The organism is Agrobacterium sp. GW821-FHT02D03, assembly GCF_059421725.1.
Map to the genome: position 1 here is coordinate 1,781,374 of NZ_JBWKVN010000001.1, position 13,523 is coordinate 1,794,896.

At 57.1% G+C, this 13,523-nt stretch carries 13 protein-coding genes and 1 other annotated feature; of the genes, 3 read left to right on the forward strand and 10 right to left on the reverse strand.

Going from position 1 to position 13,523, the window contains the following annotated elements; genetic code table 11:
• The first annotated feature begins 186 nt into the window (after positions 1 to 186).
• Positions 187 to 990 carry a TSUP family transporter gene (locus AC07U5_RS08355; protein ID WP_494722753.1) on the forward strand — a complete coding sequence of 268 codons (804 nt, stop codon included), beginning with the start codon at positions 187 to 189 and terminating at the stop codon, positions 988 to 990.
• A 33-nt stretch (positions 991 to 1,023) separates the two neighbouring features.
• On the opposite strand, the gene AC07U5_RS08360 is transcribed toward AC07U5_RS08355, so the two are convergent.
• The 9 genes from AC07U5_RS08360 to hemN form a co-directional block, all read right to left on the reverse strand.
• Positions 1,024 to 1,752, reverse strand: a complete 729-nt coding sequence (locus AC07U5_RS08360; protein WP_113225613.1) for a PAS domain-containing protein — start codon at positions 1,750 to 1,752, stop codon at positions 1,024 to 1,026.
• Positions 1,753 to 1,920: 168 nt separating this feature from the next.
• Complete coding sequence (locus tag AC07U5_RS08365) at positions 1,921 to 2,613, reverse strand: PAS domain-containing protein (protein ID WP_062426114.1); 693 nt, start codon at positions 2,611 to 2,613, stop codon at positions 1,921 to 1,923.
• Between the two features lie 304 nt (positions 2,614 to 2,917).
• On the reverse strand, positions 2,918 to 3,859 hold the full coding sequence (locus tag AC07U5_RS08370; protein WP_062425414.1) for a lipid A biosynthesis lauroyl acyltransferase: 942 nt from the start codon (positions 3,857 to 3,859) through the stop codon (positions 2,918 to 2,920).
• 3 nt (positions 3,860 to 3,862) lie between these two features.
• A complete protein-coding gene (locus AC07U5_RS08375) occupies positions 3,863 to 4,891 on the reverse strand; it encodes a zinc-binding dehydrogenase (RefSeq protein WP_062425415.1) in 1,029 nt (342 codons plus the stop codon).
• Positions 4,892 to 5,028: 137 nt separating this feature from the next.
• Entirely contained in the window at positions 5,029 to 6,315 is a 1,287-nt protein-coding gene (locus AC07U5_RS08380) for a beta-ketoacyl-ACP synthase (protein ID WP_062598089.1), read from the reverse strand.
• 12 nt (positions 6,316 to 6,327) lie between these two features.
• On the reverse strand, positions 6,328 to 7,524 hold the full coding sequence (locus tag AC07U5_RS08385) for a beta-ketoacyl-ACP synthase (protein WP_162723004.1): 1,197 nt from the start codon (positions 7,522 to 7,524) through the stop codon (positions 6,328 to 6,330).
• Positions 7,525 to 7,706: 182 nt separating this feature from the next.
• Positions 7,707 to 8,186 carry a 3-hydroxyacyl-ACP dehydratase FabZ family protein gene (locus AC07U5_RS08390; protein ID WP_494722754.1) on the reverse strand — a complete coding sequence of 160 codons (480 nt, stop codon included), beginning with the start codon at positions 8,184 to 8,186 and terminating at the stop codon, positions 7,707 to 7,709.
• Between the two features lie 149 nt (positions 8,187 to 8,335).
• Positions 8,336 to 8,614 carry an acyl carrier protein gene (locus tag AC07U5_RS08395; protein ID WP_027675812.1) on the reverse strand — a complete coding sequence of 93 codons (279 nt, stop codon included), beginning with the start codon at positions 8,612 to 8,614 and terminating at the stop codon, positions 8,336 to 8,338.
• Positions 8,615 to 8,747: 133 nt separating this feature from the next.
• Positions 8,748 to 10,097 carry an oxygen-independent coproporphyrinogen III oxidase gene (hemN, locus tag AC07U5_RS08400; RefSeq protein WP_494722755.1) on the reverse strand — a complete coding sequence of 450 codons (1,350 nt, stop codon included), beginning with the start codon at positions 10,095 to 10,097 and terminating at the stop codon, positions 8,748 to 8,750.
• A gap of 200 nt (positions 10,098 to 10,297) precedes the next feature.
• Between hemN and fnrN the strand changes: the two genes are divergently transcribed.
• Entirely contained in the window at positions 10,298 to 11,023 is a 726-nt protein-coding gene (fnrN, locus tag AC07U5_RS08405) for a transcriptional regulator FnrN (RefSeq protein ID WP_112519264.1), read from the forward strand.
• Between the two features lie 350 nt (positions 11,024 to 11,373).
• Positions 11,374 to 11,429, forward strand: a sequence feature (sul1 is cis-regulatory element that is thought to sense ions involved in sulfur or methionine metabolism; They are found in Alphaproteobacteria).
• Positions 11,430 to 11,504: 75 nt separating this feature from the next.
• Positions 11,505 to 12,992, forward strand: coding sequence for a SulP family inorganic anion transporter (locus tag AC07U5_RS08410; protein ID WP_494722756.1), 1,488 nt, complete (start codon positions 11,505 to 11,507; stop codon positions 12,990 to 12,992).
• Between the two features lie 79 nt (positions 12,993 to 13,071).
• Here the strand turns inward: AC07U5_RS08410 and AC07U5_RS08415 are convergent, their stop codons facing one another.
• Positions 13,072 to 13,413, reverse strand: a complete 342-nt coding sequence (locus AC07U5_RS08415) for a hypothetical protein (RefSeq protein WP_494722757.1) — start codon at positions 13,411 to 13,413, stop codon at positions 13,072 to 13,074.
• Positions 13,414 to 13,523: the final 110 nt, after the last annotated feature.

Sequence of the window (13,523 nt, forward strand, 5' to 3'; positions counted from 1 at the left end):
GACCAATAAAGCGCTGTGCGTCCTATTGGACGCACAGCGCTTTATATTTTTGAATCTAGGCATCGTGCTTTCCGAAAATCGAGCCGGATTTTCGGGCCGATGCTGTAGCCTTGCCTGCAAAAGCGGTTGCGGGGCAAGACATTCGGTGCCACAAGCGGCCAGCAAAACCCTCCGGATCCCTCCCCAGTGCAAGACGTCGCTCTCCAGCTTTTCATCATACTGTTCTTTGTTGCCGTCTTTGCCGGCTTCGTCGATTCTATTGCTGGCGGCGGAGGGTTGATCGTATTGCCGGCCATGCTGATCATGGGCGTACCGCCGCTGGAGGCGCTCGGGACCAATAAGCTGCAGGCTCAGTTCGGCTCCGCTTCGGCAACCATTGCATATGCGCGCAAGGGCCACGTCAATCTCAGAGAACAATTTCCGATGGCGCTGATGGCCCTCCTCGGGGGGATGGCTGGAGCATTTACCGCATCCTTTGTTCCGGCCGACGTTTTGAGGGCAATCATGCCCTTCCTGCTCGTCGCCATCGCCGTCTACTTCGCCTTCAAGCCAAACCTCAGCGACATCGACAGCCAGCGCCGTATCACGCCGTTCGTCTTCGGTCTGACGGTGGTTCCATTGATTGGTTTTTACGATGGCATTTTCGGTCCAGGAGCTGGTTCCTTCTATATGCTGTCATTCGTCGCGCTTGCCGGCTTCGGCATGCTGAAGGCGACTGCGCATACGAAGCTCTTGAACCTCGGCTCGAATTTCGGTGGCTTCCTGGTGTTCACGCTCAATGGTGCGATTCTTTGGAAGCTCGGGCTGGTCATGGGATTTGGGCAGTTCCTGGGAGCCCAGATCGGATCCAGACTGGCTATGAGGAATGGTGCAAAGATCATTCGCCCACTCCTGGTGATATCCTGTCTCGCCATGGCGGCCAGACTTATTCTGGATACGAATGCGCCCTACTCGCTCGGTTGGATCATCGGTAAGCTCAGCGGCGTGTAGCGACGACGCAGAGCGAGGGCTCAAGGCCCTCTCTCAACCACATTCCAGTGTCGCCATCTCATCGATATTCCTTAACACCACAACGGCACCCATGACGTGATTTTTGGGTCCGCGCAGCGGCGTCATCCTGCATCGGGTGGCAAATCTCTGTCCGTCCCGGTACGCATGATGAATGTATCCGATCTCCTCGCCGGCAAAGCAACGATCAAGGGCGGGCTTTGCCTGGAGGTAAAACCCATCCTCACCAATGAACTCGGTGACATGGCAACCGATCAACGATAAGCGGGTCCGGTTCTTCAATTTTGCGTAGGCATTATTGGTATAAAGATAGCGATAATCGTTTGTGACGACGATGATCTGATCATCCAGACTATCGAGGATTGCTTCGTTGAAAAGCGGCTGCTCATAATAGGCCGGTGCTGGAGCCCTGGCTGGTCGCGCGATTGCCGGAGACAAATCCACATCGGACGAATCCGAGTGATCACGGAAGTATCGGTCGATCAGCCCGGACATCATCACGCTTCGGCGCACAACCGCCAGCCGGTCGTCGGCTTCGTCACGAACCAGAGTGCAGAGAAACTGGAATTGTCTGTATAGCTCTTCGCGGCTAGACGCCTGGTAGGCCAGAATGTCGTTGACGATCGCCTGGAGCTCCCTGTCAAACAACTGAACCAGCTCATCCTCACTTTGGTTGATGGCGTATCGCAATTGACTGCTTTTGATCGCAAAAGCTTGAAAAAAATCCTGGAGCACAGTGTCCATCCACGCTTACTCCGAAAAACCGGAACTATCCCCGGCCAACCTCAGGCCGTACAACTACGGTACACCAGTACCGAGTGTTTCTCCGCCGTCAATATACGATTTATAGTAGTGCCGTGATAAAAAGCGCATTGTGGACTGCAATGCGGCGTTCGCGGCACATCGCGTGCGTTACGCAACCACGCGTGTACGACGATCTTCCAACTCCTTGACCACCACGATGGCGCCGACGAGTTTGTAGGATGGCGAATAGCACGGCGACATCTCGAAAGACTTTACCACCGTATGCCCAAGGGCATCCTCGGCATAGGTATACTTCTCAGCCTCTCCCTTGAAGCACGCATCGAGCTTCTCGCGAAATGCCTGCTGGAAGTGATGGATGCCGACAAACTCGGCAATATGCTTGCCGATGATCTCACTGCGATCCGAGTGGAGCGAGGCGGCATTGGCGGAGTTGGTATAGTTGATGCGGTAACCGGGAGACACGACGACGACGCGATCGTCCAGGTCTTCCAGCCGGTCTTCATCCAGAATGATATAGGGGCTCCACGGCGCGTCCTCGCCATCCGGAGTGCTGCCGTCGCGCGGAAGGCCAGCACCGATGTAGCGATCGACAAGCTTACGCAGGACGTCGGCGTTTCGCTGGACACAGCCGATGTCCTCTGCTTCCTCGTTCAGGAGGTCGATGGCGAAACGAAACTGTTCGAGAATTTCCGACGACGAAGCGTTCTTTCTGCCGATAATGCTATCGAGCAGAGTTTCGAGCTCTTTATCAAGAGCGGCAACCTTGGGCGCTTCATTGCGAATGACTGCGCTTTTCAGTTCCGCGTAGTTCTGCCAGAACAATTCGATTTTTCTTTTCAACCCAAACACTCCCGAGACGCAGGCATTCCAGTTGCCCAATCCTCCCCGGGCGCACGCGCGACTATCTGCACGATGTGCCCGTAAAGCATGATGTAAGGAGTTGCAAGATCACCACACCAGCACATTCACCCATATCACAATCGGCTATGTTATTACAAATCCGAGAAATAGTAAGGAAGAATAAGCACGGTATTGTCTCGCGACACGCCGACTAAATCATCACATCACGTCAACCGGCCGGTATTTTGTGGTTTAATAATACCCCACCGATCGATCAAAGTTATTAAAATTGACCGTTTAGTCTTCAACCGTCCGTCTTGACCTGATCCTTGATATGCCAACGGTCGTGGTACCACAACCACTGGCCGGGATATTCGCGCACCCAGCTCTCGACCTTGTCGTTCAAAAGCTGTGCGGTCTTTTGAATATCGACACTGCCTTTTTCATTGAGCGGTATCTCGACCTTGGGTTCGATTTCCAGGCGGTAGCGATTGTCCGGCAGGCGGATGCATCTTGCCGGATAGACGTCGCAGCCAAACTGGCGCACCAGCTTGGCCAGCAGAGGATTGGTCTGGACATTATGTCCGAAGAACTTGGTGAGGAGACCCTTACGGAACTTCTGATCGACCAGCACACCGACGCCCGCACCACGTTCCAACTGCCGCGCAAGCGCGAAAGACGAGCCCGCATGCGAGGGAACGAGCTTGCCCATGCGCTCCTTGCGGAAATTGTAGATCTTCTCTGCCACGTAAGGATTGTTCGGTGGGCGGAACAGCACCGTCACATCGAGGCCGAAGGCCGATCCCGCCACAGGCAGAAGCTCGAAGTTTCCGGTATGGGCCGTAAAGACGATGAATGGACGCGGATTGTCGCGCAACTCCAGAAAGTTGTCGATGCCGACGACTTCGATACGGCCGGGCTTCGTCTGCTCCGGGTCGTAATCGAACAGGCGGTCGAGGAAAACATATTCTGCGGCGAGACGCCCCATGTTTCCCCAGCTGTCGAGCGCGATTTCCAGGCGCTCTTCTTCGGTCTTTTCCGGATAGGCGCGAGCGAGGTTGAAAAGCATCAGCTTATGACGCGGCGTCTTGGGGCCGAGTTTACGCGCAAGGCGATCGGCAAAGTGAATTGCTGGATCGGCCGGCAACAATTTCAGCATGTTCAGAAAGCCGAACGCAATGGTCGCGTTCAGCCACTGGCGAAAGTTCTCAAGCGCCAGAACAATGCGCGTAATAAAAAGCTTCACTGATCAATCCATTCGCAGAACGATCTTACCGAAGACCTGACGGGTCTCCATGCGTTCCAGAGCCTTGTCGATATCGTCGAAGGTTACTTCGGTATCGATCACCGGATGTACAAGACCGCGCGCCATTTTCTGCATGGCATCGGCCATGTTCTGCATGCGGCAGCCAAAGGAGCCGAGCAACTTGAGCTGCTGCTGGAAAAGCATCATCAGGTTGATTTCGGTCGAGACACCGGAGGTCGAGCCGCAGGTGACGAGACGACCGCCGCGCTTCAGCGAGAACATGGAACCGGCCCAGGTATCCTTGCCGACATGCTCGAAAACGACATCGACACCCTTCTTCTTGGTAATCTTGCGCACAACGCCCTCGAAGCGGTCCACGCGGTAGTTGATGACGTGATCGGCACCCAACGCCTTGGCGCGTTCGATCTTGTCGTCGGACCCGACCGTGGTGATGACCGTGCAGCCCATCTTCTTCGCCAGCTGAATGGCGGCTGAGCCGATCCCGGAACCGCCGGCATGGACAAGGATCGTTTCACCGGGCTGAAGTTTGGCATTGTCGAACAGCATGTGTTCGACGGTGCCGAAGGTCACAGGTGCAAGGGCGGCTGCCACGGCATCGACGCCGGGCGGAGCCAGCACCAGCTGGCGGGCCGGAATGTTGATCTTTTCCTGAGCAAAGCCATCCAGGTGGAAACCATGAACGCCGCCGACATTCTCACAAAGGTTGTCTCGACCGGCGACACAGTGGTGGCAACGACCACAAATGCGCGCGCCGTAAATGGAAACAAGCTGACCGGGAAGAACGTTGGAGACACCAGGACCGATGGCTTCCACCACGCCCGAGGCTTCGGCACCAATCGTCAAAGGCATCTTGCGCTTGGCAAAGGCCATGCCGCGCCAGCCCCAAACGTCGATGTGGTTCAGCGCAACGGCTTTTACGCGCAAGGTGACCTCACCCGGCGCCGGCGCTTCTGGCTCCGGCAGATCCACTTTCTCGAGCTTACGGTCGTCGACGAGTTGAAGAGCGCGCATAATAGAAGTCCTTCGCCCGGAGGCGTTAAAGCGTTTTCGATTGAGAGCGCCGCTCATCCAACTGGGACACGCGAAAACGGCTCTCCTTCACTCAAATAGACATCGCCCACTTGCGGACAGATGCGTTGGGGAACCGCTTAAGCCGGTTCCCGCGTCATGACAAGGCTTGCGTTCTGGCCACCAAAGCCGAAGGAGTTCGACAGCACGGCGCTGACCTGGGCATCACGCTTCACATTCGGCACGACATCCAGCGCGATGGTCGGATCGGGATTGGTGTAGTTGATCGTTGGCGGAAGGGTGCCGGTCAGCATGGTCTGCAATGAGAACACAGCTTCGACCGCGCCTGCTGCTGTCAGCGTATGGCCGATCATCGACTTGTTCGAGGAAACCGGGATCGCCTTCAGACCTTCACCGAAGACCGCCAGCATGGAGCTGTACTCCATCTTGTCGTTTTCCGGCGTGGACGTGCCATGTGCGTTGACATAGCCGATATCGCTTTCGGAGAAGCCAGCATCGGCAAGCGCTGCGCGGATGGTGGCGATCGCTGGGCCGCCATCGGGCGACGAGCGCGTGCGGTGGAAGCTGTCTGCTTTTTCGCCAGCGCCCTTGATAATGCCGAGCACCTTCGCACCACGAGCAACCGCTGCTTCCAGCGATTCCAGAACCAGGGTCGCCGCACCTTCTGCAATCACGAAGCCATCGCGGTCCTTGCTGAAGGGCTTGGACGCCTTTTCGGGCGGATCGTTCTGTGTCGACAAGGCAGACAGAAGCGAGAAGCGGATCAGCGCTTCGGCGCTGACGGATCCGTCCGTCGCAACGGTCAGTGCGCGATCGGTGCGGCCCTGGCGGATGGCTTCAACACCAAGTTGGATGGCCGTCGCACCCGAAGCACAGGCCGTCGAAAGCGTGACCGGGAGGCCGCGTGTACCAAACTGATCGGATAGACGCTCCGAGATCGCACCAAAGAGCGCGGCCTCCTGAAAGGCTGGATCGGGGCGCTGACGAAGAGCGGCCATGAAGCGATCATAGGCGTCGCCTGGCTTTGCAGCAGGTGGAGACCGATCGGCAAGCTCGAAGCGGGCGCTCCATTCCGGCTCGATCGGCGGCGCAGCGAGAAACAGCGGACCGTTGAAATCGCCGGATAGTCCGGCTTGAGCCAAAGCTTCGATCGTGGTTTCGCGCGCAAATGCGAACGACCGCTCGACGGAATTGGGTGCAGGGATATCGATGAAATCGACCGTGCCGCAGATCTTGGTCGAGAGATTGTCGGTCGGGAAGCGGGTAATCTTGTGGATGCCGGACTTGCCGGAGGTCAAAGCCGCCCAGTTATCCGAGAGCCCCTGCCCGAGCGAGGTTATGATGCCCATACCGGTGACGGCAACGATGGGGCGTCCAAGGTGATCCTTGAAATTGCTGGATGCCATGGTCTGAACTCCTCAAGCGTCTTTGGAAAGAACGGCGACACCTTCGCCGCGCACATGGCCAACCGTGGTCACGACCGCCTCCGTTGCGGCAGCCGCCATCGGCTTTTCGACAGCGCTGTCAAAGGCCGGAACCGTCGCACCGCTTTCAAGCGCAAGAGCTGCAAGCGCAAGACCCAACGGAAACTGCGCTTCAAGTCCATGGCCGGTAACACCGCCAAAGCCGCGAATTGCAGCATGTGGCAAGGTCTTTTCGAGAATGTCCTTTTCGCGGGACGTCAGGCCGTCATAACCGCTGGCGCCGGAGAAGACGACGGTTTCAGCCGCATCCTTGGCAGGCGCGAGGAGGCGTTCGAGACGCGCCTCAAGCTTGCCATCGTTGCGGTTGCCACGATCGCCTTCGATCGCGTCGATACGCGCGTAAATCTTCGCGCCACGCGCTTCTGCGCGCTTGCGCGATTCCAGCACGAGGAAGGCGCCGACGGATCCGGTGATCATGCCACCGCCCTCGCCTTGCGTGCGCGACCAAAGCGGCTGCCAGCCACCTTGAGCATGCGCGCCAACCGCTTCGAAAAGCAGCGTCATGTCCGGGCGTTCGGCCGCAAATGCACCGCCCACAAGGGCATGGCTCGATTCGCCTGAGCGAATACGATAAAATGCGGTCTCGACGGCGGAGATACCGGCACCTTCTTCACCCATGAAGGTACGTGACGAGCCGGTGACCTTATGCACGATCGAAATATTGCCAGCCATCAAGTTGGAAAGCTGGGCGAGAAACAGCGTCGGGCGAAGCTCCGTCGTCAGTTTTTCATTGAGCATCACTTCGCGGTCGTTGCGCTTGAGGCCTTCGTCGACAATCAGCGTATCGACATTGATGTCGCGTTCGCCACCACCGGCAGCAACAATCATGTCCATCGTGCCACAGGCGTCCGCGTCTTCCTTCAAACCAGCATCGTCCAGCGCCAGACCGGCTGCAAATACGCCGAGGCGCTGCCAGTTTTCCATCTGACGCTGATCCTTGCGACCAATTTGCGCAGACCAGTCAATCTCCGGCAGCGGATGAATGGGATAAGGCGCAAACTTTTCCGTCTCAACGATCGCCTCTGGCGTCGTGGTGCTGGAAAGCAGCGCAATATGGGCATCTTTACCGACACCATGACAGGTCACGATACCGACCCCGGTAATCACCACATCATTGTCAGACTTCATCATCCGTGATCCTTCGTCGCTTTTTCGGAACGCAGTCCCGGGCCAGCTCTCAAAAGCGGCAGGGACGCCGCACTTGCCATGCGGAATAATGCGCGCGATGTGGCTTTGCAATGGCGAAAGCCTATCTGACCTTCCGCACCGCATGACTTTTCAGCATTTTAAACGCGAAGATAGCGCTTTTTCGATCAGGTGGAGGTATCGGCCGCGATTGCCGCCATAAGGCCTACTTCCTCGGCGCGCTTCTTCACGATCGGCGCAAGCGGAATTTCAGAGAAAGGCATGGTGCGAAGCTTCAGCTGCGCGTCGCAGACCTTCTTGCCGCCTGAGGTAATCTTTGCCTTGGTGACGGCAAAGCCCGATCCATCATGCTCGAGATAGGCCTCGATATCGAGCACGGCACTGGGCTCGACAAAGGTCCGCATCTTGGCGCTGTCGACCGACATCAGGAATGGCATGGCGGCAAAATCCGTCATGGCGAGAACCAGCATGCCGGACGTCTGCGCCATGGTTTCGATCAACAGCACGCCTGGCACCAGCGGCATACCCGGAAAATGCCCCTCGAAAACCGGGCTCTTGTCCGGCACGACCGATCGCGCCCTCAAGATGCGGGCTGATCTGTCGATAGACTCGATTCGGTCCACCATCTGGAAATATTCGAGAAGCATATCTTGTCCGTGAAATAGGCCAGGCTGTTTCGCCCCAAGACAGCGTCAGATGGGCAAACGTCCTCAGGCAAGTCCTGAGGATAGAGCTCTGTCAAAAGCAGCATGCAGGTCCCATTTTGCTGGAACCCGCAGAAGCGGAACGAAAAAGATCAGCCCTTGGCTGCCTTCAACTCGTCAATCTTGGCGCAGAGGTTCTTCAGAACGAAGTATTCTTCGGTCGAAACCTTGCCTTCGTTGACTTCCTGCGTCCACTGCTCGAGCGGGATCTTGATGCCGAATTCCTTGTCGATGGCGAAAACGATATCGAGGAAGTCGAGGCTGTCGATGCCGAGGTCGTCAATCGTATGGCTTTCCGGCGTAATGGTTTCGCGATCGATTTCGCTGGTATCAGCGATGATGTCGGCAACCTTATCGAATGTAGCTGTCACGCCCGTAATCCTTTGTGTTCTTAATTATAAAGGTCTCTTCAGACGCACCACATAGGGAAGTTGCACCAAAAAGCCAATGCTTTCGTGATGCTTCGCTCTATTTTGGGCGATGTGTGTTGCCTACACCCTACACTCAAACCGCCAGAGAATGACGCCCTCGCCCATTGGAGAGATAGGTATCAAAGGTTGCGGCAATGCTGCGAGCAAACGGCTTGCCCGTTTCCGTCAGGGCAAAACGACCGGCCTCGAGATGGACAAGCCCGTCGCGATCACCTTCTGCAAATTGCTGGGCTTCTTCAACGGCTGGGAGAGACGCGGGACCGAAGAGGGCGACGAGCGCCGAGAGATCGAGCGAGAAATCGCACATGATCCTTTCAATCACGAAGGCCCTCACCCGGTCTTCGACAGAAAGTGCAATGCCACGGGCGATGCAGAGACCATCGGCTTCAGCCATGCGTTCATACTCCCCCGTCGCAACCATGTTCTGGACGTAGCCTTGCGGCAACTTGCCAATGGACGAGGCACCAAGCCCTATCAGGGCGTCGGCGCTGTCATCGGTATAGCCCTGGAAATTGCGGCGAAGCTCTCCCTCTTCCATCGCTTTCGCCAGTGTGTCACCTGGCTTGGCGAAGTGATCGATGCCGACCGCCTCATAACCCGCCTGCACCAGCATTTCGCCTGCGGTTTTCATCTGCCTGTATCGCGCGATCGCATCCGGCAGCGCCTCTTGCGGGATCATCGTCTGGTGCTTTTTCATCCACGGCACATGGGCGTATCCAAAGAGAGCCACGCGATCCGGGTCCAAAGAGATGATCTTGTCGACGGTATCGCGAAGCGTCTCGAGCGTTTGATAAGGCAGGCCATAGAGCACGTCGCAATTGACAGAGTGCACTCCACGCTCCCTGACCGCATCCACCACCGATCTCGTCTGTTCAAAGGTCTGTATGCGGTTGATTGTCTTCTGCACTTTCCGGTCAAAATCCTGCACGCCAAGGCTTGCCCGCGTCATGCCGATTGCGGCCAGGGCATCGTAGCGCTCCTGATCGAGATCGTTCGGGTCCATCTCGACACTGATTTCGGCGCCGTCCGAAAATGAGAACGTCGAGCGCAGAGCATCCATCAGCGCAATCAGGTCCTGCGGCCTGACCATCGTTGGCGACCCGCCACCGAAATGCACGGCGGTAACGCGGATGTCTTTCGACACAAGCCGCCCGACCGCTTGAATTTCGCAGTGAAGCGCTTTGAGATAAGCGGCAACCGGCTCGTAACGAAGCGTGTGTTTGGTGTGGCAGGCACAGAACCAACAGAGCCGGTCGCAATAGGGAATATGGATGTAAAGCGAGAGGCGATGCCGCGAATCAAGGTCCCGCAGCCAAGAGGAATATTCGTCGGCTCCTATACCCAGATGGAAGTGAGGCGCCGTTGGATAACTCGTGTAGCGGGGAACGGCCGCGGAATATTTCTTCAACAAATGCTCAGCCATCGCGCTCGCTTCCTGACATGTATCAATTCTGCGACTTAGGGATACATGCTGCGACAGTTTGCAACTTTGACTTCGATCAAATTAGCTAATAAACAAAGGCATCAGAAGCGATGTGGGGACATGGGCTTCGGGGGCTTGATTTGACGGGGATTTTTGAGATCGCGCCTGCGGTCGGACCCGTTCGACTTGGACGTGACGCGATGGACACGCTGCAGAGAACTATCCACAATTCAGACATGCCCGTCGTGTGCCGTTCCTGTGAGGCGCGCCATGGCGGCCTTTGTGGAGTTCTTACGCCAGCGCAGCTTCTGGAGCTCAACCGTCAGTCTAGCCGCAAGAGGTTCGAGACCGGCAACGAACTGCTTGGCCAGGGCGAACTCGTGCCCTACTACGCCAATATTCTCAGTGGCGTCATCAAGTTGTCGAAGATGATGTCGGACGGCCGTCAGCAGATCGTCGGCCTCCAGTTCGCACCTGATTTTCTCGGGCGCCCTTTCAATGCCGAAAGCAGCATGACCGCCGAAGCCGCCACCGATGTGGAGATCTGCCTGTTTCCACGGCGTGTGGTAGACCGGATGATTGGCGAAGTGCCGAACATGGAGCGCAAGCTTCACGGCCAGTCACTGAAGGAACTGGACGAAGCGCGGGACTGGATGCTGACGCTCGGTCGCAAGTCCGCGCAGGAAAAGGTCGCGAGCTTTCTGCATCTCATCGCCACGCACATCGATCCTGAAAAGGGTGACGTGTCCTGCTTCGACCTGCCCCTGTCACGCGCCGATATTGCGGACTTCCTTGGCCTTACGATCGAGACCGTCAGCCGTCAGATGACCAAGCTGAAAAAAGAGGGCATCATTCAGATCGAAAACAACCGGCATATCACTGTGCCCGATCTCGACGCGCTTAACGACGCCGCCGGCAACGACTGACGGGCTTTACTTATCCCAGTGCAAATGTGTCAGCGAGGCGCCAAACATGTAAGGCGCCTTGGCTTCTGCTGGTGTAAACACCGTTGCGGTCAGGATCAAAACTACAAATAAGCACTTCATCATCACGCTCCCCAGCGCCTGCCATCAAGTGGCCTCCCTGGAAACAAGTTTTAGACGATAAGATACTCTTTTCGTTTAAGAAAATGGGTTATCGTCAGATTGGCGGGATGGGTCAAAAACAGCAGATCCGAGTAGGATTTCGTTAACGGACAGCCATGGTGCTTCAGGCGTTTCAGCAAAACGATGCCGGTTGCAGCACGTCCACATCTCGATTATAGAGCAGTTATCCACAAGGACCCGGTGAAAATCCGGGTGGCTCTTCTGGCCGCCGATCCGCCAGACAACACAGCAACGCAACCTGTTTCATCTTTTGAGGACCGAGTTTTGCTCGGCCCGTTGCATCAACTGTGGTAACTCATCCATGCGAACTTTTTCACACTACCGTCAGGAGTGGTTCTCCAATATTCGTGGAGACGTGCTCTCCGGCATCGTCGTCGCGCTTGCGCTGATTCCAGAAGCGATCGGTTTTTCCGTCATCGCCGGCGTCGATCCCAAAGTCGGGCTCTACGCCTCGTTTGCGATTGCCTGCGTCGCAGCTTTCGTCGGCGGACGTCCCGGCATGATCTCCGCGGCAACGGCTGCGACAGCCGTCGTCATGGTCTCGCTCGTCAAGGACCATGGGCTTCAGTATCTTTTCGCCGCAACAATCCTAATGGGCCTGATCCAGATCGTTGCAGGCTGGCTGAAAGTCGGACGCGTCATGCGCTTCGTCTCTCGCTCGGTCATTACCGGCTTCGTCAATGCACTCGCCATCCTGATCTTCATGGCGCAGTTGCCTGAACTGATCGGCGTTCCGGCATTGACCTATGTGATGATCGCGGCGGGCCTCGCCATCATCTATCTCTTTCCCTACGTCACGAAGGCGATCCCCTCGCCGCTCGTTGCCATTGCGGTACTGACTGCGATCGCATGGTGGACGGGAATGGAGCTTCGCACTGTCGGAGACCTCGGCGAGCTACCATCGACCTTTCCAGTCCTGATGATTCCGCAAGTTCCCCTGACATGGGAGACGCTGCAGATCATCTTTCCTTATTCCGTCACGCTCGCAGCCGTCGGTCTTCTTGAGTCTCTCCTTACGGCTCAAATCGTCGACGACATGACAGATACGCCCAGCAACAAGAGCCAGGAATGCGTCGGCCAGGGTGCGGGCAATATCGCCTCCGCCCTGATCGGCGGCATGGGTGGCTGCGCCATGATCGGCCAGTCGGTGATCAACGTCACGTCCGGGGGACGTGGGCGGCTCTCGACCTTCGTCGCCGGTGCCTTTTTGCTGTTCCTTATTGTCGTGCTGGACGACCTTGTTCGCATCATTCCGATGGCGGCTCTCGTCGCGGTAATGATCATGGTGTCGATCGGCACCTTTTCCTGGCGCTCTATCCTCGACCTGAGACGCAACCCGCTGCCCTCGTCTGTCGTCATGCTGGCAACGGTCGTCACCGTGGTGGCAACTCATGACCTTGCCAAGGGCGTTATCGTCGGCGTGCTGCTGTCGGGCATCTTCTTCGCAGGCAAGGTCTCGAAGCTCTTCCGTGTCACGCGAAGCGAGGATGTGGGCGCCAAGACGGTCACCTATGTCGTCGAGGGTCAGATCTTCTTTGCCTCAGCGGAAAACCTCATCGGTGCGTTCGATTTCGCCGAGCAGGCCGAGAAGATCGTCATCGACGTTTCGTCCGCGCATCTCTGGGATATCACCGCAGTGGGCGCTCTGGACAAGGTCATCCTCAAGTATCGCAAGGCAGGCGTCGAGGTCGAAGTCATGGGCTTCAACAAGGCGAGCGCCGACATGATCGACAAGTTTGCGCTCCACGACAGACAGGAACGTCTGGCGGCGAGTGCGTCGCTGCATTGATCGGTGATGGGGCCGTGGCAACGCAGCGGCCCCATCTCATCTCCGGTTAGAAGCGACGAAGAATGTTGATTTCGTTCGCTTACTGGGAGGCGGCGGGCGTTGCCGTCGGCTGCTGCTGCGCTGAAAGTGCGCGAAGCTCCGCAACGCGGCGCTTGTATTCCGCCTCGGTGATCTGACCACGGCGGCGGGCAGCGCCAAGTGCAGTCAGGTTCTGCTCCATGGTCGAGGCTTCGTTTTCTTCCATCTGCGGCATGGCAGCCGTCATCGGCTTGGCGAAGGTCGGAAAATTACCAGTGTCGCGCTTTTGCAGAGGCCCGCTAGTGACCGGCTGCGGGCCGACGATCTGCGCCTTCGGTCGCTCCATATGGGCCGGATTGACGAGAGGCTTGGGCGTGGTGCAGGCAGCCAAAGGAAGGACCAAGCCGCAAACCAACAGCATAGATGCTGTTTTTACGCTTCCCGAATGCTTGCCCATTTTCCTGCCCCACCTGTAAGGTATCTATCGCGTGTCGAACGCACTGTCCCGGCGCC

Bases quoted from the DNA above. Each gene is read 5' to 3' on its own strand.
- AC07U5_RS08360 (WP_113225613.1), bottom strand. From the start codon at position 1,752: ATGGACACTGTGCTCCAGGATTTTTTTCAAGCTTTTGCGATCAAAAGC.
- AC07U5_RS08375 (WP_062425415.1), bottom strand. From the start codon at position 4,891: ATGCGCGCTCTTCAACTCGTCGACGACCGTAAGCTCGAGAAAGTGGAT.
- AC07U5_RS08380 (WP_062598089.1), bottom strand. From the start codon at position 6,315: ATGGCATCCAGCAATTTCAAGGATCACCTTGGACGCCCCATCGTTGCC.
- AC07U5_RS08385 (WP_162723004.1), bottom strand. From the start codon at position 7,524: ATGATGAAGTCTGACAATGATGTGGTGATTACCGGGGTCGGTATCGTG.
- AC07U5_RS08390 (WP_494722754.1), bottom strand. From the start codon at position 8,186: ATGCTTCTCGAATATTTCCAGATGGTGGACCGAATCGAGTCTATCGAC.
- hemN (WP_494722755.1), bottom strand. From the start codon at position 10,097: ATGGCTGAGCATTTGTTGAAGAAATATTCCGCGGCCGTTCCCCGCTAC.
- fnrN (WP_112519264.1), top strand. From the start codon at position 10,298: ATGGACACGCTGCAGAGAACTATCCACAATTCAGACATGCCCGTCGTG.
- AC07U5_RS08410 (WP_494722756.1), top strand. From the start codon at position 11,505: ATGCGAACTTTTTCACACTACCGTCAGGAGTGGTTCTCCAATATTCGT.